Below are 25,793 nucleotides of genomic sequence, written 5' to 3'. Positions count from 1 at the left end.
GTGCTGAATCACAAATCATAACGACCAATGGTGGTTAAAGTATATAAGCTTAGCTTTACGATAGAGTTAAAATATATTTACAAAAATTAATTTAATCCAGCCTCTCTACTTGCTCTAGGTCACTACTTAGTAACGACAATATGGTAAACTTCAGCGCATCTATTCCCACATTCATAGCATTTAGGGAGTCTTCGTGACCGCCATTAATCAATTATATCCCCAGCCATTATGGCAATGGTTTGAACAAATTTGTGCGATTCCGCATCCATCCAAGTTTGAACAAGCACTTAGTGAACATATCCAGCAATGGGCTAAATCGAAAGGTTTGCCTGTCGTCGAAGATAAAGTCGGTAACTTGATCATTAAAAAGCCAGCGTATGCTGGAATGGAAGAACGCAAGACTGTGGTATTACAAGCCCACATTGATATGGTTCCACAAAAAAATGCCGATAAAGTGCATGATTTTGAAAAAGATCCTATTGAAGCCTATGTAGATGGCGAATGGCTAAAAGCCAAGGGCACCACCTTAGGTGCTGATAACGGTATTGGTATGGCTTCAGCGTTAGCAATTCTTGGCGCTGACGACATTAAACATGGTCCATTAGAAGTGCTGCTTACCATTGATGAAGAAGCGGGCATGACTGGCGCTTTCGGCCTTGAAGCAGGTTACCTTGATGCTGATATTTTAATTAATACTGACTCAGAGCAAGAAGGCGAAATCTACATGGGTTGCGCTGGCGGTGTTGATGCACAGCTAAGCGTTCCTATGTCATGGCAAGCACCTGAGCAAAGCAATGCCAGCTTTAGCTTAACCCTTTCAGGTTTAAAGGGCGGCCATTCAGGCGTCAACATTCATTTAGGTCGCGGCAATGCCAATAAATTATTAGCCCGTTTCTTATTTAGTTATGGTGATGATTTACAAATTGAATTAGTTAACTTCACTGGCGGCTCTTTACGTAATGCTATCCCCCGTGAAGCTAGCATCAACTTTATGCTGCCAAGCGAAAATAAAGCCAAGCTTGAGCAAGCCATTGCTCAATATCAAGCGATTGTTCGTGAAGAGCTGGCAATTGCTGACCCTGACATGTTGCTAACACTTGCAGCCATTGACGCTCCAGCAAAAGTCATGAGTGAAGATGCGCAAAATACCTTAATCGATTTACTGCACGCCTGCCCTAACGGCGTAATGCGTATGAGCGATGAAGTTGAAGGTGTGACTGAAACATCGCTTAACGTCGGAGTGATTAACACTGACAACGAATCTGTTGAAGTGCTATGTCTTATCCGCTCATTGATTGACTCAGGCCGAGTGCAAATTGAATCGCAATTAACGGCATTAGCAAACCTTTCAGGTGCTAGCATTGATCTATCAGGCGCTTACCCTGGTTGGAAGCCTGATAATAGCTCACCAGTGATGGCCATTGTCCGTGAAACGTATAATGATATTTATAAGAAAGACCCGACGATTATGGTTATCCATGCCGGTCTTGAATGTGGACTATTTAAAGAACCATACCCAACCATGGATATGGTCTCTATTGGCCCAACCATTCGTTTCCCACATAGCCCAGACGAAATGGTGAACATCACCACTGTTGGCCAATATTGGGAACTACTGCTTGCGGTACTAGAGCGTATTCCAGCAAAAGGCTGAGCTTTAACTCTCTATTAAATTACGCGCTTAATAAAAAGGCTGCTCTATTCTTGATATAAGAAAAGGCAGCCTTTTTGTTTCTAGCGATAATCACTAGAACTGCAAATCTAATTGCTCGCTATTATCATCTGTAACCACTTCTGGCTGGCTATTATCAGCTAAACCAACACTGACACCGATTAATCTTATACCTCGGCCATTGGCCCGCTCTAGTGCTTGAGTTAACAATGTCTGGAATAAGTTAAGCGACATTTCATCACTGCGATGCTCAATGGTAGTTTGCTTGAAATCGTTAAATTTAAGTTTTACTACCTGTTTATGAATTTGCCGGTCTTTAGCACTGCGATGCACCCGGCTAATAAGCTCTTGAATTAACTGCGGCATGACATTGCTGCATTGCTCTATAGTAAAAATATCTTGGGCTAGGGTGGTCTCAACCCCAACCGACTTTCTGATACGATTTGGGCTTATTTGACGTGTATCGATACCTTGAGTGCGCTCAATTAACACGCGGCCAAATTTACCAAAACCGCTGATGAGCTTGTCACTCGGGTAGCGCTGCACGTCTTCACAGGTTTCAAGCCCGAGCGCTGCAAGCTTAGCCGAGGTTACTTTTCCCACCCCAGGGATTTTACTTAAGGATAATGATTTTATAAACGAAGGGATCTCAGCAGGCGTGATCACATATTGACCATTAGGCTTATTTAAGTCAGAAGCTATTTTAGCTAAAAACTTAATCGGTGCGACTCCCGCGGAAGCAGTAAGCCCGGTTACCGTAAAGATTTCAGCTCTGATCTGCTCAGCAATTAAGGTGGCGCTACCTTTACATGCATCACAATCAGTAACATCAAGATACGCCTCGTCCAATGATAACGGCTCAACTAATTCTGTATAACGATGGAATATTTCACGGATTTGCAGCGAAACCGCTTTGTAAACCTCCATCCTGCCTGGCACCAATATCAAATCTGGGCAGAGTTTTAATGCCTGATAACTCGACATAGCAGAACGAACGCCATATTTACGCGCCTCATAACTACAGGTACTGATAACACCACGGCGATCGCTGCGCCCACCTACAGCAATAGGTTTACCACGCAATTGTGGAAAATCACGCATTTCAACTGCGGCATAATAGCAATCCATATCAATGTGGATAATTTTACGCATGGCGTTTTCATAAAGAAGTCACTGAATGACATCATGATACTGTATATAAAAACAGTGTTCAAATTAAACCTTTATCACCAGTCGCGTTGAAAGCTTCAAATTACAAAATAGCGCTAATTTGCAATACAAATAAATAACAGTAAGAACACTAAACATCAGACAACACAAAAACAAAATCAACATTACATGATGCAAATCACTAACTTTTTTATGAGCTTAGGGTATATTTTGATTTATAAGCAGGTACAATCAAACAAAAATAATAATACAATTAGGTGAGTTATGAACAAGTTTGGCTTTAAAGCGAGTTTACTATTTGCGTTAACAATTCTATTAGCTTTCGCCTTGATCATTAGCGGGCTGGTCACTCACCAATTATTAAAACAACAAATAACAGACAAGCTGACAACCGACATCCACCACCAAATAAAAACCAAAGTCAGTGAAATAGAAAGCTCATTTAATCGCACCACTTCCGCGGTAACTGAACTCGCGAGTCTATACCGTCATAACAATGTGGATGCCGGCCATGTCGCCATGACTCAATACACAGCGAAATTAGGTGGCGTCTCTAAAGTCATTATGGGGTTTGATGATGGCCAATCCTTTGCCTCTATTGCTTCAGAGTCTTTTCCTGACGGCGTCGGTGTAGTCGATAAATATGATCCCCGCACTCGTCCTTGGTACCAAAACGGCAAACAAAAAAATACCTTGTCCCTCAGCGAAGTGTTTTTTACCCGTACAGACGGTATACCTATGGTCGGGGTTATGCACCCAATTGATGGCGGGATCATCATGGCGGATTTACGTTTTGACTACTTGCAACTGCAACTACAAGCATTAGCAGATATTGAAGGTGCCACTGGCTTTATTATTGATAAAAATGGCTTAGTGTTAGCCTCTAATTCAGCCTTAACTAATCAAAAAGACAATATCAGCAGCAATAGCCAACTAAGCGAGATCTATCAAAGTATTCTCGGTCAGGATAGCTCATGGGCGCTCAGTGATATAAATGACGTTAGCACGATTATTGCTAGTCAAAAAATCCCTTTAATTGATAACAACCAATGGTATGTGATTGTCACCCTCGATGAAGCAACAGCTTTCGCACCGCTTGTTAATGCCACATTAAAACTCAGCGGCATCATATTATTGGTACTTGGCTTATCTGTTGTGGCGTTATTAATACTACTGAATAAGCTCTATCAACCGATTAATGAACTACGTGACTTAGTCACTGGCTTATCTCAAGGTAATGGTGATTTAACCCGTCGTTTGGAAGTCAAAAATGATGACGATATCGGAAAAATTTCCCTCGGAATTAACGCCTTTATTTCACAACTACAAACGATGTTGTTAGCCATCAATAAATCGACAATTAAATTATCTACCGGTATTGATAAGCTGCAGCACTATAGCCAAAACAGCGAACAAATTTTGACAGCCCATACCAATGAAACAACCCAAATTGTGACCGCCATTGAAGAGCTATCAAATACCGCTGTCACTGTGGTTGAGAATACCGAAACCGCAGCCAAGCATACTAATGAGGCTAATATTACTGGCGAGCAATCACTGAAGACCATTAACTTAACCCAAGTGGGTATCCAAGGTTTAGCTGCTGAAATCCATCAAACTGCTGGTAATGTCGAGCACATGAATAATGAAACCAGCAGTATTCAAAGCATTGTTGATGTGATTGGGAGTATTGCAGAGCAAACCAACCTGTTAGCGCTTAATGCCTCGATTGAAGCTGCAAGGGCCGGAGAGCAAGGGCGTGGTTTTGCTGTGGTTGCAGATGAAGTGCGCGCCCTTGCCAGTCGCACCCAAACAAGTACCAGTGAAATTGAAATCGCGCTGGCAAAATTAAAAGCTGAAGCCACTGCGGTGGTGTCGGCCATTGGCAGTACTGAACGAGCCTGCTCAGACACGGTTACTGAGGTCAGTAATACTTCTGATAATTTACAAACCATGAGTACTATTGTTGCTCAAATCAATGCCCTCAATAGCCAGATATCCACTTCAGCAAATGAGCAAAATATTGTTATTCAGGAAATTAATCGAAGCATGCACCAAATTCACGATATGGTTGAAACCTTAAATGATGAAGGCATTATGCAGCGAAATGAAACGGATAATATTGCCACAATCAATGTGGAGCTAACCAATATGATTAATCAGTTCAAACTATAGCGTTACCAATACATATAACGCTTAAAAATCCCATAAAAAAAGCCTAACTCAGTTAGGCTTTTGTTTTGTAGCAAACTCAATGATTACATTTTGTTTTGAAGCAAACTCAATGATTACATTTTGGTTTGCAGATAATTTTGTAAACCAACGCGATCAATTAATCGAATTTGTTTTTCTAACCAATACATGTGATCAGATTCAGTATCATCAAGTAGTACTTCTAAGATTTCACGGGTTTGGAAGTCGCCTTTTACTTCGCATAAAGCGATGACTTCACGTAAATGATCAGCAACTTGATATTCGTAGCTCAAGTCATTTTTAAGCATCTCTTCTACGTCTTTACCGATGTTTAATGCTTCACGACTTGCAACATCTGGCGTGCCTTCCAAGAAAAGAATGCGCTGAACTAACTTAGCAGCATGGGCTTTTTCGTCATCTGACTCATGTAAGATGCGCGTATAAAGCTCATCAAATCCCCAATCTTCGTACATGTGTGCATGTACAAAGTATTGATCCATCGCTGACAACTCACCGGTTAATAATGCATTTAAAGCTGCAATAACTTCTGGATTACCTTTCATGATAATGTCCTATTAATCTTTAATTTGTGATTGAAGATAGTTCTGAATACCGGTTTGGTTAATCAGCTCTTTTTGGGTTTCAATCCAGTCTAGATGCTCTTCTTCATCTTCAAGTAAATCTTCTAATAAATCACGAGTAACGTAATCGCGCTCTGTTTCACAAAGCTTAATCGCCTCTCGTAAAACGACCAACTGCTCGACTACCGCTTGCTGATCACAATCAAACATTTCTTCGCAATGCTCACCAATGCGTAACTTGTCTAATTGTTGAAGGTTAGGTAAACCTTCCAAAAACAATACCCGCTCAATTAACTTGTCTGCATGTTTCATATCTTGAATAGATTTTTTATATTCTTTCTCATTGAGGTTTTCGAGTCCCCAATGCTTGAACATACGCGCGTGAAGAAAATATTGATTAATGGCAGTGAGCTCACATGTCAGTACACGATTAAGCTGACTAATTACTTTTGGATGGCCTTTCATGATTTAGTCCTTAAATGCTAGATTGATCTGGATCAATTTCGACCAGCATAGTACATGTGACTTCAAAAAACAATTCCCCTTTATTATCATAAGCTTAGTCATTGATAACTATTATCATTATAACTTAGGTTCTTATCTCGCTTCAGCATTTTCACGTTTGAATATTTCTTAATAGAATCACATCTCTAGCTAATTTTGCTGGTTTTTAATAGTGACAATAATCACACTAGTAAGGGTAAATGTTAGCTGTAATTAGTTTTGTAAATTTTGTAACAGTCGTAAAAAAGCCCACTTGAAAGTGGGCTTAAAGTTAATGCTGGCGCACTAGATAATCCGGTTTTGATTCAGTTTTGCTTCTCTTTCAGCTTCAGCCATGCGGCGTTTGCGTTTATCGCATGGGTCATCACAATCACAAGCTTTCTCAATACCCAAAACACCTAAACCACCACAACTGCCTTCAACCGCCTTGCGCTTCACGATATAGCCCACGGACATTAATAAAAAAAATAATAACAACACCACAAATGCTGCGATAAAAGTACTCATCATATTCTCCAAGCTAAATTGGTCATCAAATAAATCTTTAAATGCCATTAACGAATGTAAGGTGCAAACGACTCACTATAAAATACGTCATAATCATCGTCGTCTTTTTCAATCAGCATAACTGGCAGTTTCTCACGCTCAGCTAACGCTAAAGACTCTTCCGTACCTAATACCATCATTGCAGTTGCATAAGCGTCTGCAGTCATACTACTAGGGTGCAAAACGGTTACTGACGCTAACTTATGCTTTATTGGATAACCGCTTCTAGGGTCAATTAAATGCGAAAAACGCTCGCCGTTTTCTTCATAATAAATTCTGTAATCGCCAGATGTCGCTAGCGCCATATTACCAGGCTCTATCACCTGTTGAATAGCCGCCCCTTGGCTCGAAGGTTTCTCAACTGCAACACGCCATGGGCTGCCGTCATTTTTAACACCTTTAACGCTAATCTCACCACCAATTTCCACTAAGTATCCCTCTACTTGGTATTTATTTAGTAGTGCAGCAATTTTATCGACACCATAGCCTTTAGCAAGGGAAGATAAATCAATGTAGAGATCAGGGCTTAACTTGGTGACAGTTAAATCTTTGACACTAAAACCATGAATATCCGATTTAGCTTTCATCTCGGCAATCGTTTCAGCGCTTGGGATCGCTGTTGGGCGCTTATCAGGACCAAAGCCCCATAGGTTAACTAATGGCCCTAAGGTAATATCCAGCGCGCCTTGAGTCGTGTCGTAAAGGCGTAAGCCTTCATTTAAAACCTTGGCTGTATCCGCTGAAACTTTCAGGCGTTGATTAACACCTAGCTGGTTAAAACGTGATAGTTCTGACTTCGGTCTGTAAGTGGACATTTGATCATTAACTAACTCAAGAGCGATATCAATTTCAGCTTGTAGTAGTTGAGTGGTTGGCAGGCGCTCATTACGTACCACTTTTATATGATAAGTGGTCCCCATGGTATTGCCTGACAGTGACACTATCTTATCTTCAGTTCCACAGCCGACTAAAATCAACAAACCAAAAAATACTGCCAGCGTCTTCATCGAAATTTTTATCATGTAAATGTTCAAATTCTCAATTTTTATATGGTTAATGTTTAAATCATTCTTAGCTAAAGCAACAGTGGCTAAAGCAACAACGACTAAACCACAAAGTCCCTAAAATAAAAATTGCAGCTAGCTTAACAATGGTGACCACCGTGTCAGCTAGCTGCAATTTATGACGTTCAATGTCTTTTGCAAAGGGTTAGCAGTTAGTCACTAACCACCAAAGTCATCGAGTAAGATGTTTTCATCTTCAACGCCTAAGTCTTTAAGCATACCAATTACCGCAGCATTCATCATTGGAGGTCCACACATGTAGAACTCACAATCTTCTGGTGCGTCATGGTCACGTAAGTAGTTTTCGTACAATACGTTATGAATAAAGCCTGTGTAGCCATCCCAGTTATCTTCCGCTTGCGGATCAGATAACGCAACATGCCACTTAAAGTTTTCATTCTCAGCCGCTAAGCCATCGAAATCTTCTACGTAGAACATTTCACGCTTAGAACGAGCACCATACCAAAAACTCATCTTACGTTTAGACTGTAAACGCTTAAGTTGGTCAAAGATATGTGAACGCATTGGCGCCATACCTGCACCACCACCGACAAACACCATTTCAGCATCGGTATCTTTAGCAAAGAACTCACCAAATGGACCAGAAATCGTTACTTTGTCACCTTCTTTGAGGCTCCAAATAAACGATGACATCTTACCGCAAGGTAAAGTTAAGTTTCTTGGCGGCGGCGTAGCGATACGCACGTTCAACATGATGATGCCAAACTCTTCTGGGTAGTTAGCCATTGAGTATGCACGAATAGTTTCTTCATCAACCTTAGATTCTAAGTTGAAGAAACCAAAGTGTTCCCAGTCGCCACGGTATTGCGCTGGTACATCAAAGTCAGCATATTTAACGTGGTGAGCTGGGGCTTCAATTTGAATATAGCCACCCGCGCGGAACGGCACAGACTCACCATCAGGGATTTGCAGCTTAAGCTCTTTAATGAACGTCGCTTTGTTATCGTTAGAGATAACTTCACATTCCCATTTTTTGATGCCGAAAATCTCTTCATCAAGTTCGATTTCCATGTCAGTTTTAACGTTAACCTGACAGGCTAAACGACAACCTTGACGTGCTTCACCTTTGCTTATGTGATCAAGTTCAGTAGGCAGAATATCACCACCACCAGACTTAATGTTTACCCGACACTGACCACATGAGCCACCGCCACCACAAGCACTTGAAACGAAAATACCATTGTTAGCTAGTGCGCCGAGCAGCTTGCTACCAGCACCGGTTTTAATTGCTTTTTCGCTATCATCATTAATTGAGATAGTGATATCACCACTGGCTACTAGTTTAGATTTAGCAAATAAAATCACTAATACTAAAACCAGTACAATCGCGGTAAACATACTCACACCTAGATAAACATCTATCGGAGTAGCTTTAAGAATATCCATTAACTTATCCTTTAAGGTTCAAATTAATACGTCGTACGGGTGTCTTAAAGAGACACACCTGAGAACGACATGAAACCTAGCGCCATTAAGCCAGAAGTGATGAAGGTAATACCTAAACCACGTAGCCCTTTAGGCACATCAGAATACTTCATTTTCTCACGTAGACCGGCAAGCAATACAATTGCTAATGCCCAACCAACACCTGAGCCGATACCGAATACCAAGCTCTCGCCAAGGTTATAATCACGCTCAACCATGAATGAAACCGCACCAAAAATTGCACAGTTAACCGTGATCAATGGTAAGAAAATACCTAATGCGTTGTACAAAGGTGGAAAGTACTTATCTAATGCCATTTCCAGAATCTGTACTAATGCAGCAATAACACCAATAAAGGTAATGAACTTCAAGAAGCTCAAATCTGCATCAGGTACACCGGCCCAAGCTAATGCGCCAGGAGCCAGTAAACCTTGATAGATGATTTGGTTAACAGGCACTGAAATTGCCAGTACCACAATTACCGCAACACCTAGACCCATAGCAGTGGTGACTTTCTTTGATACCGCCAAGAAAGTACACATACCGAGGAAGAAGGCTAACGCCATGTTCTCAATGAAAATCGAACGAATTAACAGACTAATATAATGTTCCATTGCGCCTACCCTTTTGCTTCTACTTGCTCTGGCTTATAAGTACGGATAATCCAGATCAGCATACCGATCAAGAAGAACGCACTTGGAGGAAGAAGTAACAAGCCATTAGGCTGATACCAACCACCGTCAGAGATTTTGCTGAGGATTTCAACGCCGAACAATGAACCATTACCGAGTAGTTCACGGAAGAAACCAACTGATAATAGGATGGCGCCATAGCCTAAGCCATTACCAATACCGTCCATAAAGCTCATCAGAGGCGGCGTTTTCATTGCGTATGCTTCTGCGCGACCCATTACAATACAGTTGGTGATAATCAAGCCAACAAATACTGATAATTGCTTCGCTACGTCATAGGCGTAAGCTTGCAATACTTGGTCTACAACAATTACTAATGAAGCAATAATTGTCATTTGCACAATAATACGAACGCTGCTTGGAATATGATTACGTAGTAACGAAATAAATAAGTTCGAACACGCGGTCACCGCAGTCAATGCTAATGTCATAACAATAGCCGTTTCCATTTTAGCGGTAACAGCCAGTGCACTACATACACCCAGAATTTGCAGAGCAATTGGGTTGTTATTAATGATAGGTCCAGTCAGAACCTGTTTAAGTTCTTTAACGTCAGCCATTAGCCTAGTCCTCCATTGCGTGCTTTTTCGATAAAGCGTGCAAAACCTTCTTCACCTAACCAAAACGTTAGCGAGTACTGAACACCGTTACTGGTCAACGTCGCACCAGATAAGGCATCAACACCGTGAACTGAAGATGCAATTGTCGGGATCTTAGTGACTTGAATAGCTAAGTCGCCATTGTCGTCATAAAGTTTTTTACCTTCCCACTTAGCAATCCACTGAGGGTTTTGAACTTCACCACCTAGGCCCGGTGTTTCACCAGAACCAGTGAAGTCGTAATACACTAAGCTGCGAATGGTATTCATATCCGCTTCAACCGCTAAGAATGCAAACATGGTTGACCATAAACCGTAGCCTTTAACAGGAATAATCACGGTTTGTAGTTCATTGTTGTCATCTTTAACTAGATAAACAACACCTTGATTTGCAACGCGCTTAACAGAGGCAATGTCATTTTCAGGCTTAAAAGACGTTGCAGGCGTACGTGCCGCTTTTTCAACATCAAAAGTATCAGCATCACCTTCAACAAACTCACCGGTTTTTAAATCAACAAGACGAGCTTCAACGTACTTACCATACTTTGCAATAATAACGTCTTTCTCAACTTTGCCAGCTTTAGTATCCACTAAACCTGCCGCTTCAAGAATGTACTTTTGCTTATCTAGCAATTTATTCTCTTGCTGAATTGGCTTAAGTAATACTGCTGCAGTTGATACCAACATTGAGCAGATAAAACACAGGCCGATTACAACAAATAATGTTTTGCCGATTGATTCTTTATTACTGGCCACGAGCAATCCTCCGCTTCACATTTGCTTGAACCACGAAATGGTCAAATAACGGTGCAAATAAGTTAGCAAACAGGATGGCTAACATCATTCCTTCAGGGAACGCTGGGTTAATGACGCGAATAAACACTGCCATTGCACCAATTAAGATACCGTAAGCCCATTTAGCATTGTTAGTGAAAGACGCAGAAACTGGGTCCGTCGCCATAAACATCATACCGAAGGCAAATCCACCTAAAACAAGATGCCAATACCAAGGTGTTGCAAACATTGCATTAGTGTCGCTACCGATAAAGTTAAGTAGGTAAGAAACTGCAATCATGCCCAACATCACACCTGAAATAATACGCCATGAGGCGATACGGGTATAAACGATAACTGCACCACCTAGCAAAATAGCAAAGGTAGAGACTTCACCCACGGAACCTGGAATGAAACCTAAGAAGGCATCCCACCAGTTAGCGCTAGTATATTCAAACGTGCCCTGTGCAGCTTGGCTCAATGCCGTAGCACCAGAGAAACCGTCAGCCACAACCCATGTTGTGTCACCTGACATGCTTAACGGATACGCAAAGAATAAGAATGCACGACCCGCTAACGCTGGGTTTAAGAAGTTACGACCTGTGCCGCCAAACACTTCTTTTGCAACCACAACACCAAAGGTAATACCCAGTGCAACCATCCATAATGGAATAGTTGCTGGTAAGGTCAGCGCAAATAGAATGGAAGTTACAAAGAAACCTTCGTTAACTTCATGGCCACGTACAGACGCGAATAAGACTTCCCAGAAACCACCAACGGCAAAAGTCACCGCATAAATAGGTAGGAACCAACAAGCGCCATACCACATCAGTGCAGGCACACCTGAACTTGCGGTTAATTCAGTACCAAATAGGCTGAATAGGCTGACTTGCCATACATCAGGAGTTGCAAAGCCAGCCATCAGCGCATCTTGAGCTTGCAAGCCAACGTTGTACATACCAAAGAACATTGCCGGGAAAGTACAGGCCCAAACCGTAATCATCATACGTTTTAGATCAAGGCTGTCACGCACGTGCGTGGTGCCTTTGTTTACTTTACCTGGAGTGTAAAACACAGTAGCAGCCGCTTCATAAAGGGCGTACCACTTCTCGTACTTGCCGCCTTTTTCAAATTGCGGTTCAATACGCTCGATAAAATCTTTCAAGCTCATTAGCCTTCCCTCTCGATCGTATCTAAACAATCACGCAGATATGATGCATAGTCATACTTGCCTGGACATACGAAGGTACACAATGCCAAATCTTCTTCATCTAGCTCTAGTGCGCCCAGTGCAGCAGCACCGTCATAATCACCAGAAACAAGATCGCGAAGTAACATTGTCGGTAAGATATCTAATGGAACAACACGTTCATAGTTACCAATTGGCACCATGGCACGATCTGAACCACCCGTAGTTGTGGTCATATTGAACAGACCTGTACGGTTTAAGTGACCTAAGAATGCGCGAGTGATAGAGAACTTATCAGCACCAGGCATAGCCCAACCAAATAATTCTTTTTCATTGCCTTCTTTCAACAAGCTAAGTTGTTGATGATAGCGACCTAAATAGCCATGAGGACCCGCCGCTTGGCGCCCGCTTAATACTGAACCTGAGATAACTCGAACATTGTCAGTTTCAATTTCTCCAGCAGTTAATTCAACAGTGCTAGCACCTAATACTGTACGAACTAAACGTGGGTTTTTAGCTTCAGGGCCAGTAATCGCAATAACACGTTGAGTGTTAAGTTCACCTTGAGTGAATAATTGACCAACAGCAATCACGTCTTGGTAGCCAATATGCCAAACCGTACGTGTTGCAGAAGCAGGAAGAAGATGATGAATGTGAGTGCCCACTAGGCCAGCAGGATGTATACCTGCAAACTCTTCAACTTGAGCATTGCCAGAAGGGATATCAGCACCAGGCGCTTTAGCAAGGAAAAGTTTGCCTTCTGTTAATTTCGCTAGTAGCGTCAAGCCGTTAGCAAAATCATCTTTATGCTCAGCAATCACTACAGCAGGATCTGCAGCAAGTGGTTGAGTATCAATTGCGGTGACGAAAATACCAGCAGCGACTGAATCAACAGCAGGTACTTTACTGAAAGGGCGAGTTCGTAAAGCTGTCCAAAGACCTGATTCAATCAAGTTTTCTCTGACAACGTTAGCATCTAACGTGTTAAGTTCATCAGCACTATATTGAGTAAAGCTGACTTTATCATCACCTTCAACGCCAATAACCACTGACTGAAGTACACGTTTCGCACCCCGGTTAATTTCTAATACAGTACCACTAGCTAAAGCAGTATATTTAACGCCAAGGTTCTTTTTATCTTCAAAAATCACCTGACCTTTCAAGACTTTTTCGCCAACCTTGATTTTCATCGTTGGACGTAAGCCAATATACTCTTCACCCAAAGTCGCTACGTTCTTAATGGCTGGGCCATTATGGATAACTTGCTCAGGGCCACCTGCTAGAGGTAGTTCCAATCCTTTCTTTATTGTAATCATATCCACAAGCACTACGTTTGAAGGAAAGACAATGCGCCGCGTTCCTACCCAAAAGAAAACAAAGTGTTAACAAACACTTCAGTGTTGAGCTAGCGCAGATTTATCACGAAAATGCGATCGCAATCACGCTGGTCGCGCGCATTTTACCCCAAAATGTGCGCTATCGCCACGAAAAAAACCAGTGATTGAATTTTTAGATTGTTCATTTTTAAACAATTCACTCAAATAGGGTGTGGAACAGTCTGATTTAACGTCATTGAATGCAATATTTCAGTAACACAGGCACTATAACATTAATTTTAAAAGAAATAATATAAGAAGTGATTTACGGATTTGTTAACAAAATTCGCTTTAGTACGAGCTAAAATAGCCCATACTAAAGCAGAATTAAAACAAGCACCTACAAGAGGAAGAAGAGGTGAGACAGTTAAAATCTGGCCTGATATCCAAGGTAACTCAACATCTCGCCTTGAGAAGTAATGCCTAAATTAGACTGTTGACTGACTAAATCCTCGTCAAGTAAGTTTTCTATACGCAAATAAACTTCGTGCACATTAGAAATATGATAGTTAGCTGCTAAGTCTAGCTTCCATTGTGTATCAATTTGTTCACCGCCATTAATGGCAGTGGCATAACCCATTTCTGATTTATATAAAGCTTGGGCGATGACACTAAATTGACCCATTATTAAGCCCGCATTTAAAGCTAATTGTTGCTCAGGTACCCAAGGAAGTTGTTCGCCTTTTACATAAAGACCGATTAAGTCGTTAAAACCAGAGTCTCCAAACTCAGCTTGGCTGTATTGGTATTGAGCAGAAAGAGGGATTGAAAAGCTATCAAAGCCGACAGTGTAATCGACCGACAAGTCGATGCCGTTAACGGACGTATCGTTAAAATTGTCTTGTACATAACGCTGTGAATAATCACACGCCATACTCCACATACAAGTCACATGTTGATTATCAAAGTCTTGTACGTAAGCATTTAAACCAACATTTAGTGCATCATTGCTATAGCCAAGTGCTAATTGATACTGCAGCGACTCCTGCGCTTGTTGCAATGCATTGCCCGCTGATGCAGCTGTCCAAGCTTGCTTAGCTGAAACAGCCGCTTTCCAAGCACCTGTGGTATAGGCAATTTCGATTGCCGGGATCCAGCCATCATCAGAAAAATCAGCCGCCTCTATGCCATAGGCTTCAACGTCAATTTCGCGAGTAGTACTGACACTTTCAAAGCTCAAGCCTAAGTTTATCGACAAAGCGCCATAGTTGAGTTTGGCGTCAGCGCTGGTAATGAGTACGTTAACATCGTCGATATAAGCTAGCAGCGCATTATCAATATTGGTGCTCGCAAGACTTCTATCTTGGCTCCAGGTCCAATCTTGCTGGCCAAAACGCATTTTGGCTTTATCTGAATGAAACAGCGCACCATAGGTCACTTGATGAGCGCCATATTGACTTACACCTTCCGTTTGCAAGCCATAGCCCGAATATTGATTATCTTCAAGCATAGAGCCTAAAGCCAAACCGCCTGTAGTCGGGGCTTTATCAAAAGCTGAAATCGCTGATAATTCTGTTGTACCAATAAACACGCCAGATAACGAGTTTAATTGCGAGATTTGCTCATCATAGGATTGGTAATAAAAATCGGACATCACCACCGAGCCATCACTAAGATTAACAATATGGCTCACTTGATACCTATGGCGCTGGCCTTCACGGTTATCATTTTCGGTAGCCGAATACGCCCTACCCGGTTTAGCCTGCCAATCTTGGCTGGTTAAACCGATATTGGAGTGATCATTTTCTGAGTTAGTGTATTGGTACATAAACTCTGTCGTTTGTGGGTTTCTAGCGCCAGCAAGACTATCAGCATTAATTTTGAACATGATATCGGTTTGGCTGTGGTCGCTATCAAGGTTGGTCACAAAACCTGTTTCTTCGGCGGTATTTTGGTAATCCACCGCAAACAGCATGCCGTATTCTTTATTTAAGCCACTGGCAATGGCGCCCACGCGGCCACCACCATTATCATTAATTTCGATGTTAGCCTGAGCATCTAATTTTGTTGGGCTGATCTGCGCCGTGGTGTAATCCACACTACCAAAAGCCCCTTTACCGCCTTTTGTCACTCCAGTCATGCTGGCTGTAGTCACTTGGGTTTGTAAGGCTAAATTCGGTTGTAACACTAAATGAGGCGCAGAATAAGGAGACGGTGAAAAGGATACTCTATCTTGAGAAATCGCAATGCCATTGACCGCGCCGCGATGACTGATGTCAGTGGTTTGCCCCATGGCAGCAGGCATGATTGTCATTCCTGACAATGCTAGGGGTATTGTACTGCTGCGATAATGAAATGGAGCTGTCTGAGGCTGGTCGAGTACAACAGTATTATTTGATTCATCCAAGGATGCCGTCACAGAGCTTGCAGCAAAACTTGAAGAATGACACACAAACAGCACAGCAGAAGCAATTACAGACAAGCTGAATTGGCCTTTAGACATGGTTAACTCCCAAAATACATCATCGGCATCGCAATCCGCTACGCCTTTATTATTATAAATAACATCCTATTACTAACTTTTAACAATAACGTTTTCATGCAAATAAAAACAGTATTTTAATAAAATTAACCACAAAAAAAACAAAGCGGCCGAAGCCGCTTTGGTGTCAAACTAAAACCTAGGATTAACAGCTAGCCTATAGCGTACCTAAAATGTCGTCACTCAATTTAAGGTCATCATTACGATTGACACTTACACCAGCGGCAATGATTGCACGAGCAATATCTTGGGCTTGATCAAGTGAGTGCATGTCATAAGTGCCACACTGATACTCATTTAATTCAGGGATCTCACTTTGTTCAACCACTTTAAGTACATCACCCATTGCTGCAAGCCACGCATCGGCAACAACCCGCTCTGTCGGCTGACCAATTAAGCTCATGTAAAAACCGGTGCGACAACCCATTGGCGATATATCAATAATTTCTACCGAGTCACCATTCAAATGATCACGCATAAAACCGGCAAATAAGTGCTCAAGGGTATGAATACCACGTTCACTTAAAATATCTTTATTTGGCGTACAAAAACGCAAGTCAAATACCGTAATGGTGTCACCTTTAGGTGTACTCATATGCTTTGCGACACGCACAGCAGGAGCTTCCATTCGTGTATGATCAACAGTGAAACTATCAAGTAAAGGCATGACTCATTCCTTAAGGCTAAGTAAAAGATGTTTGGCATCATAGCATCAAAATTGAAACCAGACAGCTATGTAAACATGGGATAAACCGGAGTTATCTTCATGTAATAACCTGTCTGTGTGACAAACTGATGACCGATACTTATTACTTTTATTAAAACACTAAAGACTAAAAAGCAAAAAACCTCATCTAAAGACGAGGTTTTGATTTTTAAGCTAATTTGGCTAGTTTGCCTTAATCTACAATGACCATAAATGGCCTTATGGATTAACCTTTACAATTTGGCGTTTTAGGCACTGCATCTAATGCTTGCCACTCAGCCTGAGTATATGCATTAATGGAAAGTGCATGCACGCCGTTGGCTAACTCATCCGCTAACACAGCATTTATTGCTCGGTGGCGGGCAATTAATCGCTGCGCTTCAAACTGCTCACTCACCACCACCACTTTGAAGTGTGTTTCTGAGTTAGGCGGCACATGGTGGCGATTGCTTTCATTAAGCACATCTAAATGTATCGGACTAAAAGACTGGTTCAGTTTATCGCTAATGATTTGTTCAACTGACATAACAAACTCTTTATAACTACATTTTAAAGTTTGAAGACTACTGCTTAACTCCCCATAAATCAAACTAGCCAGTCGGCAATCTGATTTAAGTGGCAATTTTAGTTAACAATGCAAGCTAACCTAGTAAGTTAAAGATTACGCTGATGAATTATCCCTTCAATTGATGATAGCCGACAATTAACTGCCTAAAGGTTAGATTTAACCGACAGTTCTTAACCTTTAAACGCTTTGGTACTGCATGCTGCCACTGTGATTGCATCCCTTGATGCATAATGAGTAAATCACCGCTTTCAAGCTCAACGTTTTGTTTTATATTGAGGCTTTTATGCCGTAAGGCAAAAGTTCGACTGGCGCCAATACTGACTGACACAATTGCGCTATTGGCTACTATTTCAGGCTCATCATCACTATGCCAGCCCATAGAATCTAAACCGTTTTGATAACGATTAACCAATACCCCGTTGCAATTAAACTGCAGTTCATCCCGCAGCCGCTGCCTTAAATCTGCTAATAAGTGTGGCCAAGGCTGCGGTGAAATTAATAAAGAAGAATATTGATATTCACAACCAGGATCAGCAAACCATACTTGAGCGCGAGGGATAGGATGCTGTTTACCAAAAAGCGTAATTATCGGTTTTTCAAAGGGGTAGCTATCGGCATCGGCTAGCAACTGTTGCTGCTCCCCGCGTGATAAAAAGCCCTTTATATACGTTATTGGCGCAGTTATTGGCGCGCCATGGCTCTTGGATTTAGCGCTGGGGCTATTTTGATTGTCACTGCTGTGCTGATCAGATAATTTAAACTCGATTTGTTTCACCCCCGCCCTCCTTTTGCCTCTTAAAGAGAGGCTAACGTTGACAACCGACACTTTGTGACTAATCCTTTAGTATACCAATTAATTATTTTACATTTTTTTAATATTAACTCACTAAACTTTATGAGAGCCTAAAATTACAACGTAAGCTGTTTTATTAAGCTAGGTGAACCGCCTTAATGTTTATCCCAACACCGTCATTGCAGCAGCGCCGCCACTATCTTATCGGCGGTTTTAGCACTGTTAGTCTATAAAAGATAAAGGTAGTTTATTGCACTTATGAAATGGATATTGGATCTGCTTGTCAATCTAAGCATTATGTTCAGCTTAAGCATTGCCATGTTCAACATCAGCAATGCCCATGCTGAAAAGCTCAACTTAACTGAGACTTACACCGCGCCAATAGGCCAATCTATAGGGTATTACACCGAAACAGATCGTATTAACGCATCGCAAGCTTATCAATTATTCCGTAATGGCCACTTCCAGTCAGGCAGCGAGGAAATTAGCAACTACGGCATCGGCTCTAACCCTGTATGGATTAGTCTATCCATTAATAATCCAACTCAAACTCAGATAAACCGCATCATCCACTTTGATAATTACTGGCTCGATGAAGTCAGTGCTTATTGGCTAAGCTCAGATAGAATTGCTCATTTTGAGCACCAAGGTGATCTATCGCTATTTTATAAACAACCGACTTTTCAACCCAGCTATAATTTTCAATATAGCTATCCACCAGGTATAACCACGGTATTAATTAGGCTTCAAACCTTAGATGCCATGGTCATTCCGGTATATTTATTTGATGAAAGCCAAAGCGCTCAAAACAGTATATTTAACTCCTATAGTTACGGTTTTTTATACGGCGCGATTATTGCGCTGCTGATTTATAACTTTATTTTATTTTTAGGCTTACGTCTGAGAAGCTACTTTTACTACTGCCTATACCTGCTTAACTTTCTAATATTAAATATGGCATATAGCGGTCATGGTTCGTTATGGCTTTGGCCAAATTCGCCTTATTGGCAACAATGGGCTGTGCCAATCCTTATGGTCACCTTCTGCTCCAGTGGCATTGTATTCGCGTGCCACTTTTTACGTCTGCGATATCAACTGCCGCTATTACATAAGATCTTAAAAAGCTTATGCGTACTTTTTCCAATATTGATGCTGTTGGCAGTGATACTGCAAGACCGAGTATTAGGGTTGATTTTTGCTTTTGATTTGATGCTGTTATTCAGTGGCTTGATGATTGTATTAGGGGTGCTGTCATTAAATTTCGGCAATATTTCCGCACGGTTATTTTTACTGGCTTCAATATCATCAATGATAGGTATTGCCATAACCGCGCTTGCGGTGTGGTCATATATTCCATTTAATGACTTTACTTATCGCGCTGCTGAAATAGGGGTAGGTATTGATGTACTTTTACTGGCATTAGCATTAACTGAGCGATTTAGACGAATCGAAAATGAAAAACTGATCGCAGAAAAGATGGCTCAAATGGATCCGTTAACCCTGCTTAATAATCGCCGCGCTTTTTACCAATTAGTGGAGCCGCAATTTAATCAAGCCAATGGCACTATGGAATCGCCGAGTAATACCCCTTCTATCGTAATGATTGATATCGATAAGTTTAAAGTTATTAATGATAAATATGGGCATATTTTTGGTGATTTAGTCTTGGTTAAAGTCGCATCTATCATTAGAGATACCCTACGAAAAAATGATATTGTGGCGCGCTGGGGTGGCGAAGAGTTTATTGTTTTTTTACCGCAAACGGCTGCAAAAGAGGCCGATAGTTTAGCAATGCGGATTTGTGAAAATATTGCCAAACTCAATTTGCAGCACCAACACGTTAAAGTGCAGGTTACAGCCAGTATTGGCATAGTGACCAGTAATGCTGAAATCTATCAATTACCAGCCTTAATTGAACAAGCCGATAAACACCTATATCAAGCTAAACGAGCCGGCAGAAACAGAATATGTAATAGTGAACAGGTATTAACCCATAGCGTCGCCAGTTAAAGATAGCTCAAGTGCTAATGTAATTTTATCAAAATGACTGTTTACCCAAGCTCCATTAATCGGCCCCCAATCCAGCAGCTGATAAAAACCCGCATTGTGTCTTTGCCCCTGCTGTACAAATTGCACATCAATGCCTATGTCAGTGAAAGCTGCTATGTTGTCTTGCAAGGTGCGTCTTGGCATTTGGGTCTGCTTTTGTAATGACAACAAATTATGCTGTTGCTGCTCAATGAGTCCCGCCAGATAGATTTTACGTAAAAACGCTTTTTGCGCTTTAGAGACAGGTCGCACTAAAAATCCATTATTAGCCGCTGCAGCAGTTACTTTTTCCATATTACTCAATCCCATATACTATATAAGCTTAAAGTAATGGATTATGAGTGGTTAAGAAAGACTAATTGACACTTATTATTCATCAATCTCTACCAATCAAGCTTTTAGTAAACAAGCTTTTAGCAAACAGTTGCGACTAACTTAGCAAAAGGATTTATATATGTCGGCCACACCAGAATCAGATGTGACAGTAGCTAGCACCTCAGAAAAACTGCTCATAGCTGAGGCAAAGTGGCAGAGCTATACAGAAGTGACATTAACCAAGGTAGATAAAAACTACCCGAAGCAAATATTCAGCCAAAGCATTGGGCTGTTACTGTTAATATTAGCCGCGTTAGTTGTCGTCATGACATTAAACCAAGCCTTAGGGCGTAATGAATACCTCATCATTAGTGGAGTATTGATTGCCGGAGTCGTGCTGACATTGATCCGCTTTTTGGCGGCTAAAAAGTTGCGCTACGGCGTACTTGAACATGAAATATTAATACGCCAAGGCTTATGGTGGATAAAGACCACAGCTTTACCTTATAGCCGCTTGCAGCATGTGAGTTTGTCGCAAAACCCATTGCAAAGGCGCTTCAACTTAGCCACCATAAAGTGCTTCAGTGCTGGCAGTGGCGCGGCAGAGATTTTCCTCCCGGGACTGAGCTTTACCTTGGCAGAAAAGTTAAGGCAGCACTTACTGAATAAAGCCTCTTATCATCAACAACCGCTCTCCTCAGATATAAGCTCTGACATAAGCTCTAATATAGGCTCTGGCATAAGCTCAGATACAAGCTCTAATATAAGCTCTAATTTAGGCTCCGACATAAGCTCTAATATAGCCTCTGATATAAGCTCAGATACAAGCTCAAATATAAGCACTGTAATAAGCACTGAAAAGCCGCGAACAAAAGAGGCTGCAGATGAGTAACCAGTCAAATGAGCCTCAAGAAGATAACAAGACTTCAGTAGCGCATTCTTCACTGCAAGCCTCTGAGAGTGAGTCATCACAAGTAACTCAAGCGACACAAGCGACACAAGCGGCTTCAGAATCAGCCTCAAAATCCACTACAGCTGACGATAATGTGAATGCATTAACCCAATGGCAATCGCTGTCTCCTTGGTCAATGCTAAGCTTTATTTTTGGCAGCGCAAAAGCCATTTTATCTAATGGTTACGCCATCATTCCAGTTGTGTATGCCGGTTGGCAGAGTGGTTTTGATTTACAAATGGGCCTGCTCGGCTTTGTTGCGGCAATACTTTTACTGACTATATTTTCATTTATTCAGTGGCAAACATACCGCTTTAAGCTTTCAGGGCAACAACTCAATATTAAACGTGGGCTGTTTTTTACCCGTAAAGATGAAATCCCACTCAACAAAATTCAAAATATTCGTTACAGCCAGCCATTTTATTTCAAGCCATTTAAGCTCGGCACCTTAATCGTTGAAACTGCAGGCTCAAAAGATGACGAAGCGCATTTATCGGCGCTTGACTCAACCCAAGCCAGCAAGCTTAAGCAGCAATTACTGCAACTCGCCCCCGAGCATCAGCTTGCAACTAATGACGCTATCGATGAAATCAGCACTGAAAACACTGCCGATAGTGTTAACACACCTAGCAATAAAACCCACAAAACGATTGTGGTGCGTAATTTAAAGCAGCTAATCCAATTTGGTTTTTATCAAAATAATTTGATTTGGTTTGCGGTGATAGCAGGCCCCATTATGGGACAAATTAAATGGGAGCAGATCGTGGAGCTTCCTATTATTCAACAGTTTTGGGGCGCTGTTGTCAGCTATAGCGGCCCAAGTATTGCTCTACAAGCCATTGCCATTATGATGACATTGTTGTTGGTATATTGCCTGTTTTCAATAATTTCTATTGTGGCGGCAGTACTTAAATATCATCCTTATACATTAGAAAAACAGCAACAAACCCTGCAACGCAGCGGCGGGGTGATCTCCCATCAGCAAGACGCATTAGCTATTCGCCGAGTGCAGCTAGTGCACTTTAGTCAGCCATTTTTAGCTAAATTATTAGGCTTATGGACACTGTACTTTAAGCAGGTTAAAGGCCAAGAGGTTGAGCAAAAAACTACTGAGCATATGTTACTGCCCAGCGTTAAAACTGCTGAGATTGCTGCAATATTGGCGCAAATACCGCAATTAGCAGGCGGGACAACTAATATCCCAGCGCGATACCAAGCTATTGCTTTGGCATGGTTTTTAAGACGCGGCTTTTTAATGTTCATTCCTGCTGTCATGATTTTAATTTTTGCAGGCTTAAATCCCATCTCCGAAGTGGCTTTATTGATTGCTACTGCGGTTATGGGATTAACATTTTTGCGGTACAAGCAGTGGGGCTATGTGATTGAAGATGAAGTGTTATGGCAACATAGCGGCTTATTTGGCCATCATTGGAAACGGATCCCTTATGAAAAAATACAGCACGTATCTATCACCCAAACAAAAGGGCAACAACGCAGCGGTCATGCCTATATCGAAATTGGCCTAGCTAGCGGCAGCTTAACTCTGCCCTATATCGCTGAAAAAGACGCCTTATTCATTGCCGAAAAAGCCATGCAAACCATTAAGCAAGATTACCGTAATTGGATATAAACGCTTATCTTAATGGCATATTGGCTAATGAAGAATAACTAATAGCGGGCACTAAATGATCAACCAATGCGAGTTAGCGCTAGTTAGCACTTGTTAACTAGCGCTACTTAACTACTAGCACAGGACAACTGGCCTGATTAGCCACCTCTTCAGCAACATTACTGTGCAGAAAATGCGCTAGACCACTGCGTCCATGGCTGGCAATCACCACCATACCAATGTCGCCTTTGTTGGCCTCATCGACAATTTCTTCAATGGCATCACCACGCCTAATTACGGTTTCGACCTTCAAGTCAGTATTTAAATCAGCAAGTAAATTTTGCATTTTGGTGGCTGCAGCCTCTTCCATGCTTTTAGCGAGTTCCTCAGGAGTAATAGCCAAAATCATGTAGTTCTCGTCACCAAGGGGCTGAGAAACCACATGTAAAATACGAATACCCACTTCATATAAATTGGCCATTTCAATGGCATATCGCAGCGCATGGGATGCCGTTTCAGAAAAATCTGTTGGCCATAATATTGAACGTGAACGCATGTGAGTTCCTCCTGTAGATAAAATAAGTGAGCTTTAGCATTAAACAAACTTATCCCACTTATTTAAGTAAATATAGCTAGCGGTATAAAGTAAACTAAAAGTATGAACAATTTCAGTCACTTTTCCATAAGCATCATCACTGTAATCATGACCATAGTTATAAAAAATAACCATCGTTAACATGATAGTTTCAGATACAAACTACTTAAATATCCTCCTAATTAAAGTGTAGTGCAAATAGTAAAAAACCACCTTGACCCAGCTCAAGAATCCAAAGGCTTGCAATTAGACCTAACTCAGCACATACTAAACCGACTAATCAGTCGGTTTTTTAATTTATTGAAATGATGTCAGTATCAATATCACTCTAGGAGCGCTTTATGAATATGGCCGCTAATAATGTTCAGCAAAGTCCATTACAACAATTACTTCAGCAGCAACGCCAAGCCTATCAGTCAATGCCTGCGCCTAGTTACCAATCCAGAGTTGATAAACTCAATAAACTCAAAGCCGGGTTGCTCAGTTATAGTGAGCAATTTGTTAGTGCATTAGCCACAGATTATGGCCATCGCTCAGCCAATGACACCATGATTTCAGACATCATGCCTTGTGTGAATAACATCAACTACAGTCTGAAACATCTAAAATCATGGATGAAACCCAATAAACGCCATGCCGGGTTATTACTGTCCCCTTCTTCGGTCACAGTGCATTACCAACCCCTTGGCGTTGTTGGCATAATCGTGCCGTGGAATTTCCCAGTCATGCTGGCTGTTGGCCCGTTAATTACCGCCATTGCGGCAGGTAATCGCGCCATGCTTAAAATGTCAGAATTTACCCCAGCCACCAACCAAGTATTGATTCGCTTATTAGCAGAGATATTTAGCCAAGATGAAGTGGTCGTAGTGGAAGGCGAAGCCGATGTTGCCGCGCAATTCTCAGCCCTACCCTTTGACCACCTATTATTTACAGGTTCTACAACAGTGGGTCGCCATGTCATGCGCGCAGCTGCTGATAACCTCACCCCAGTGACTCTTGAGCTAGGCGGTAAGTCACCAGTCATTGTAGCGCCTGATATTGATATCGATACTGCTGTTGAGCGCCTTATTTACGGTAAGTGTTTAAATGCAGGCCAAATCTGCGTCGCACCCGATTATATTTTATGTCCAGAAGACAAAATCGATGCGCTAATCAGTGCCTACAAAACTCGTTTTAATAACATGTACCCAGATTTTGCCAGTAATGAAGACTATGGCAATGTGATTAACCAGCGCCAATACAGTCGCTTACTCGCGGTACTTGATGACGCCAAACAAAAAGGCGCGACCATTCACCCAGCGACTGAGTTCAACATTGATAGCGAAATACGTAAATTACCAACACAGCTAGTGACCAATGTCAGTGCAGATATGGCCATTATGCAACAAGAAATCTTCGGGCCATTACTGCCGATAATCGGGTATAAAGACCTTGATGAAGCCATTGAATATATCAATAACAATGAACGCCCATTAGCGCTTTATATCATGAGTTTTAACAGTCAAACCCAGCAAAATATTATCCAACAAACTCACTCTGGCGGCGTATGTATTAACGAAACTATCTTCCATGTGGCAGCCGATGACGCGCCGTTTGGCGGCATTGGCCCATCAGGTATGGGCCATTATCACGGTAAAGAAGGCTTTTTGACTTTTAGCCATGCGAAAACGGTGTTAAAAAGCGGCAAGTTCAATTCAGGTTTATTTGTGCACCCGCCTTATGGCACTAAAATCCAAGCCTTGTTGATGAAGTTTTTCTTACGCTAATGCGCTAGATAAATGCCAATAATTGAGTGTGCGATTATCGCCTTGGTGATAAACTCGCACGCTCAAAATCCCGATTAATAAATCGCTCATTCATCAACACTCCTTTAATAAAGAGCCCATTAATAAATAGCTCATTGAAAATACGAACAGCAT

General features: G+C 41.6%; 23 protein-coding genes. 6 read left to right on the top strand and 17 right to left on the bottom strand.

All coding sequences use genetic code 11. The annotated features are described in order from the left end of the window. The first annotated feature begins 193 nt into the window (after window positions 1-193). Complete coding sequence (locus AB4140_RS02335) at window positions 194-1,654, top strand: aminoacyl-histidine dipeptidase (protein ID WP_371999644.1); 1,461 nt, start codon at window positions 194-196, stop codon at window positions 1,652-1,654. Between the two features lie 93 nt (window positions 1,655-1,747). Here AB4140_RS02335 and dinB read toward each other — a convergent pair whose 3' ends face one another. Then, on the bottom strand, window positions 1,748-2,824 hold the full coding sequence (gene dinB, locus AB4140_RS02330) for a DNA polymerase IV (protein ID WP_102437949.1): 1,077 nt from the start codon (window positions 2,822-2,824) through the stop codon (window positions 1,748-1,750). 282 nt (window positions 2,825-3,106) lie between these two features. Here dinB and AB4140_RS02325 point away from each other — a divergent pair, with 282 nt between their 5' ends. Then, window positions 3,107-5,017, top strand: a complete 1,911-nt coding sequence (locus AB4140_RS02325; RefSeq protein ID WP_371999642.1) for a methyl-accepting chemotaxis protein — start codon at window positions 3,107-3,109, stop codon at window positions 5,015-5,017. 113 nt (window positions 5,018-5,130) lie between these two features. Here the strand turns inward: AB4140_RS02325 and bfr (AB4140_RS02320) are convergent, their stop codons facing one another. The 14 genes from bfr (AB4140_RS02320) to AB4140_RS02255 all read right to left on the bottom strand — a co-directional run bounded on the left by bfr (AB4140_RS02320) (window position 5,131) and on the right by AB4140_RS02255 (window position 18,336). Continuing rightward, window positions 5,131-5,598 carry a bacterioferritin gene (bfr, locus tag AB4140_RS02320; RefSeq protein ID WP_102437953.1) on the bottom strand — a complete coding sequence of 156 codons (468 nt, stop codon included), beginning with the start codon at window positions 5,596-5,598 and terminating at the stop codon, window positions 5,131-5,133. Window positions 5,599-5,610: 12 nt separating this feature from the next. After that, entirely contained in the window at window positions 5,611-6,081 is a 471-nt protein-coding gene (gene bfr / locus AB4140_RS02315; protein WP_102520116.1) for a bacterioferritin, read from the bottom strand. A gap of 324 nt (window positions 6,082-6,405) precedes the next feature. Further along, entirely contained in the window at window positions 6,406-6,627 is a 222-nt protein-coding gene (gene nqrM, locus AB4140_RS02310; RefSeq protein WP_076542875.1) for a (Na+)-NQR maturation NqrM, read from the bottom strand. Between the two features lie 47 nt (window positions 6,628-6,674). Next, the gene (locus AB4140_RS02305) at window positions 6,675-7,688 is read right to left on the bottom strand and encodes an FAD:protein FMN transferase (RefSeq protein ID WP_371999639.1); all 1,014 of its coding nucleotides are present in this window, start codon (window positions 7,686-7,688) and stop codon (window positions 6,675-6,677) included. Between the two features lie 201 nt (window positions 7,689-7,889). After that, a complete protein-coding gene (gene nqrF / locus AB4140_RS02300; RefSeq protein ID WP_102437959.1) occupies window positions 7,890-9,137 on the bottom strand; it encodes an NADH:ubiquinone reductase (Na(+)-transporting) subunit F in 1,248 nt (415 codons plus the stop codon). Window positions 9,138-9,181: 44 nt separating this feature from the next. After that, window positions 9,182-9,790 (bottom strand): NADH:ubiquinone reductase (Na(+)-transporting) subunit E, encoded by a 609-nt coding sequence (gene nqrE, locus AB4140_RS02295; RefSeq protein ID WP_076542779.1) that lies wholly within the window; start codon window positions 9,788-9,790, stop codon window positions 9,182-9,184. 5 nt (window positions 9,791-9,795) lie between these two features. After that, the gene (locus AB4140_RS02290; protein ID WP_076542777.1) at window positions 9,796-10,428 is read right to left on the bottom strand and encodes an NADH:ubiquinone reductase (Na(+)-transporting) subunit D; all 633 of its coding nucleotides are present in this window, start codon (window positions 10,426-10,428) and stop codon (window positions 9,796-9,798) included. Then, window positions 10,428-11,222, bottom strand: a complete 795-nt coding sequence (locus AB4140_RS02285; RefSeq protein WP_102437960.1) for a Na(+)-translocating NADH-quinone reductase subunit C — start codon at window positions 11,220-11,222, stop codon at window positions 10,428-10,430. The genes AB4140_RS02290 and AB4140_RS02285 overlap by 1 nt, the downstream gene beginning before the upstream one ends. Continuing rightward, on the bottom strand, window positions 11,212-12,411 hold the full coding sequence (locus AB4140_RS02280; protein ID WP_102437961.1) for an NADH:ubiquinone reductase (Na(+)-transporting) subunit B: 1,200 nt from the start codon (window positions 12,409-12,411) through the stop codon (window positions 11,212-11,214). The genes AB4140_RS02285 and AB4140_RS02280 overlap by 11 nt, the downstream gene beginning before the upstream one ends. Continuing rightward, window positions 12,411-13,745, bottom strand: coding sequence for a Na(+)-translocating NADH-quinone reductase subunit A (locus AB4140_RS02275; protein WP_102437983.1), 1,335 nt, complete (start codon window positions 13,743-13,745; stop codon window positions 12,411-12,413). The genes AB4140_RS02280 and AB4140_RS02275 overlap by 1 nt, the downstream gene beginning before the upstream one ends. 427 nt (window positions 13,746-14,172) lie before the next feature. Continuing rightward, window positions 14,173-16,248, bottom strand: a complete 2,076-nt coding sequence (locus tag AB4140_RS02270; protein ID WP_371999635.1) for a TonB-dependent receptor — start codon at window positions 16,246-16,248, stop codon at window positions 14,173-14,175. Between the two features lie 196 nt (window positions 16,249-16,444). Continuing rightward, window positions 16,445-16,954 carry an S-ribosylhomocysteine lyase gene (gene luxS / locus AB4140_RS02265; protein ID WP_102437963.1) on the bottom strand — a complete coding sequence of 170 codons (510 nt, stop codon included), beginning with the start codon at window positions 16,952-16,954 and terminating at the stop codon, window positions 16,445-16,447. A gap of 265 nt (window positions 16,955-17,219) precedes the next feature. Continuing rightward, window positions 17,220-17,519: a BolA family transcriptional regulator gene (locus AB4140_RS02260; RefSeq protein ID WP_102437964.1), complete on the bottom strand. Its 300-nt coding sequence runs from the start codon at window positions 17,517-17,519 to the stop codon at window positions 17,220-17,222. 148 nt (window positions 17,520-17,667) lie between these two features. Next, complete coding sequence (locus AB4140_RS02255; protein WP_241903504.1) at window positions 17,668-18,336, bottom strand: alpha-ketoglutarate-dependent dioxygenase AlkB; 669 nt, start codon at window positions 18,334-18,336, stop codon at window positions 17,668-17,670. A 336-nt stretch (window positions 18,337-18,672) separates the two neighbouring features. On the opposite strand from AB4140_RS02255, the gene AB4140_RS02250 reads away from it, so the two are divergent. Further along, complete coding sequence (locus AB4140_RS02250; protein ID WP_371999632.1) at window positions 18,673-20,364, top strand: diguanylate cyclase; 1,692 nt, start codon at window positions 18,673-18,675, stop codon at window positions 20,362-20,364. Here AB4140_RS02250 and AB4140_RS02245 read toward each other — a convergent pair. Beyond that, window positions 20,341-20,697 (bottom strand): winged helix-turn-helix domain-containing protein, encoded by a 357-nt coding sequence (locus AB4140_RS02245; protein WP_102437967.1) that lies wholly within the window; start codon window positions 20,695-20,697, stop codon window positions 20,341-20,343. The genes AB4140_RS02250 and AB4140_RS02245 overlap by 24 nt on opposite strands. A 160-nt stretch (window positions 20,698-20,857) precedes the next feature. Here AB4140_RS02245 and AB4140_RS02240 point away from each other — a divergent pair, with 160 nt between their 5' ends. Together AB4140_RS02240 and AB4140_RS02235 are read left to right on the top strand one after the other, a co-directional pair. Next, a complete protein-coding gene (locus tag AB4140_RS02240) occupies window positions 20,858-21,610 on the top strand; it encodes a PH domain-containing protein (protein WP_371999630.1) in 753 nt (250 codons plus the stop codon). Next, entirely contained in the window at window positions 21,603-23,300 is a 1,698-nt protein-coding gene (locus tag AB4140_RS02235; RefSeq protein WP_371999628.1) for a PH domain-containing protein, read from the top strand. The genes AB4140_RS02240 and AB4140_RS02235 overlap by 8 nt, the downstream gene beginning before the upstream one ends. Window positions 23,301-23,403: 103 nt before the next feature. Here AB4140_RS02235 and AB4140_RS02230 read toward each other — a convergent pair whose 3' ends face one another. Next, the gene (locus AB4140_RS02230) at window positions 23,404-23,835 is read right to left on the bottom strand and encodes a universal stress protein (RefSeq protein ID WP_102437970.1); all 432 of its coding nucleotides are present in this window, start codon (window positions 23,833-23,835) and stop codon (window positions 23,404-23,406) included. A gap of 380 nt (window positions 23,836-24,215) precedes the next feature. Here AB4140_RS02230 and AB4140_RS02225 point away from each other — a divergent pair, with 380 nt between their 5' ends. Further along, window positions 24,216-25,640, top strand: a complete 1,425-nt coding sequence (locus AB4140_RS02225) for a coniferyl aldehyde dehydrogenase (protein WP_371999626.1) — start codon at window positions 24,216-24,218, stop codon at window positions 25,638-25,640. Window positions 25,641-25,793 lie beyond the last annotated feature (153 nt).

Source organism: Shewanella sp. 10N.286.51.B2 (assembly GCF_041469265.1).
GTDB lineage: Bacteria > Pseudomonadota > Gammaproteobacteria > Enterobacterales > Shewanellaceae > Shewanella.
Note: the sequence above shows the minus strand (reverse complement) of the source record. Positions and strands in the feature narration are given on the sequence as shown.

Bases quoted from the DNA above. Each gene is read 5' to 3' on its own strand.
- dinB (WP_102437949.1), bottom strand. From the start codon at position 2,824: ATGCGTAAAATTATCCACATTGATATGGATTGCTATTATGCCGCAGTT.
- AB4140_RS02325 (WP_371999642.1), top strand. From the start codon at position 3,107: ATGAACAAGTTTGGCTTTAAAGCGAGTTTACTATTTGCGTTAACAATT.
- bfr (WP_102437953.1), bottom strand. From the start codon at position 5,598: ATGAAAGGTAATCCAGAAGTTATTGCAGCTTTAAATGCATTATTAACC.
- bfr (WP_102520116.1), bottom strand. From the start codon at position 6,081: ATGAAAGGCCATCCAAAAGTAATTAGTCAGCTTAATCGTGTACTGACA.
- nqrM (WP_076542875.1), bottom strand. From the start codon at position 6,627: ATGAGTACTTTTATCGCAGCATTTGTGGTGTTGTTATTATTTTTTTTA.
- AB4140_RS02305 (WP_371999639.1), bottom strand. From the start codon at position 7,688: ATGATAAAAATTTCGATGAAGACGCTGGCAGTATTTTTTGGTTTGTTG.
- nqrF (WP_102437959.1), bottom strand. From the start codon at position 9,137: ATGGATATTCTTAAAGCTACTCCGATAGATGTTTATCTAGGTGTGAGT.
- nqrE (WP_076542779.1), bottom strand. From the start codon at position 9,790: ATGGAACATTATATTAGTCTGTTAATTCGTTCGATTTTCATTGAGAAC.
- AB4140_RS02290 (WP_076542777.1), bottom strand. From the start codon at position 10,428: ATGGCTGACGTTAAAGAACTTAAACAGGTTCTGACTGGACCTATCATT.
- AB4140_RS02280 (WP_102437961.1), bottom strand. From the start codon at position 12,411: ATGAGCTTGAAAGATTTTATCGAGCGTATTGAACCGCAATTTGAAAAA.
- AB4140_RS02275 (WP_102437983.1), bottom strand. From the start codon at position 13,745: ATGATTACAATAAAGAAAGGATTGGAACTACCTCTAGCAGGTGGCCCT.
- AB4140_RS02270 (WP_371999635.1), bottom strand. From the start codon at position 16,248: ATGTCTAAAGGCCAATTCAGCTTGTCTGTAATTGCTTCTGCTGTGCTG.
- luxS (WP_102437963.1), bottom strand. From the start codon at position 16,954: ATGCCTTTACTTGATAGTTTCACTGTTGATCATACACGAATGGAAGCT.
- AB4140_RS02260 (WP_102437964.1), bottom strand. From the start codon at position 17,519: ATGTCAGTTGAACAAATCATTAGCGATAAACTGAACCAGTCTTTTAGT.
- AB4140_RS02250 (WP_371999632.1), top strand. From the start codon at position 18,673: ATGTTCAACATCAGCAATGCCCATGCTGAAAAGCTCAACTTAACTGAG.
- AB4140_RS02245 (WP_102437967.1), bottom strand. From the start codon at position 20,697: ATGGAAAAAGTAACTGCTGCAGCGGCTAATAATGGATTTTTAGTGCGA.
- AB4140_RS02240 (WP_371999630.1), top strand. From the start codon at position 20,858: ATGTCGGCCACACCAGAATCAGATGTGACAGTAGCTAGCACCTCAGAA.
- AB4140_RS02235 (WP_371999628.1), top strand. From the start codon at position 21,603: ATGAGTAACCAGTCAAATGAGCCTCAAGAAGATAACAAGACTTCAGTA.
- AB4140_RS02230 (WP_102437970.1), bottom strand. From the start codon at position 23,835: ATGCGTTCACGTTCAATATTATGGCCAACAGATTTTTCTGAAACGGCA.
- AB4140_RS02225 (WP_371999626.1), top strand. From the start codon at position 24,216: ATGAATATGGCCGCTAATAATGTTCAGCAAAGTCCATTACAACAATTA.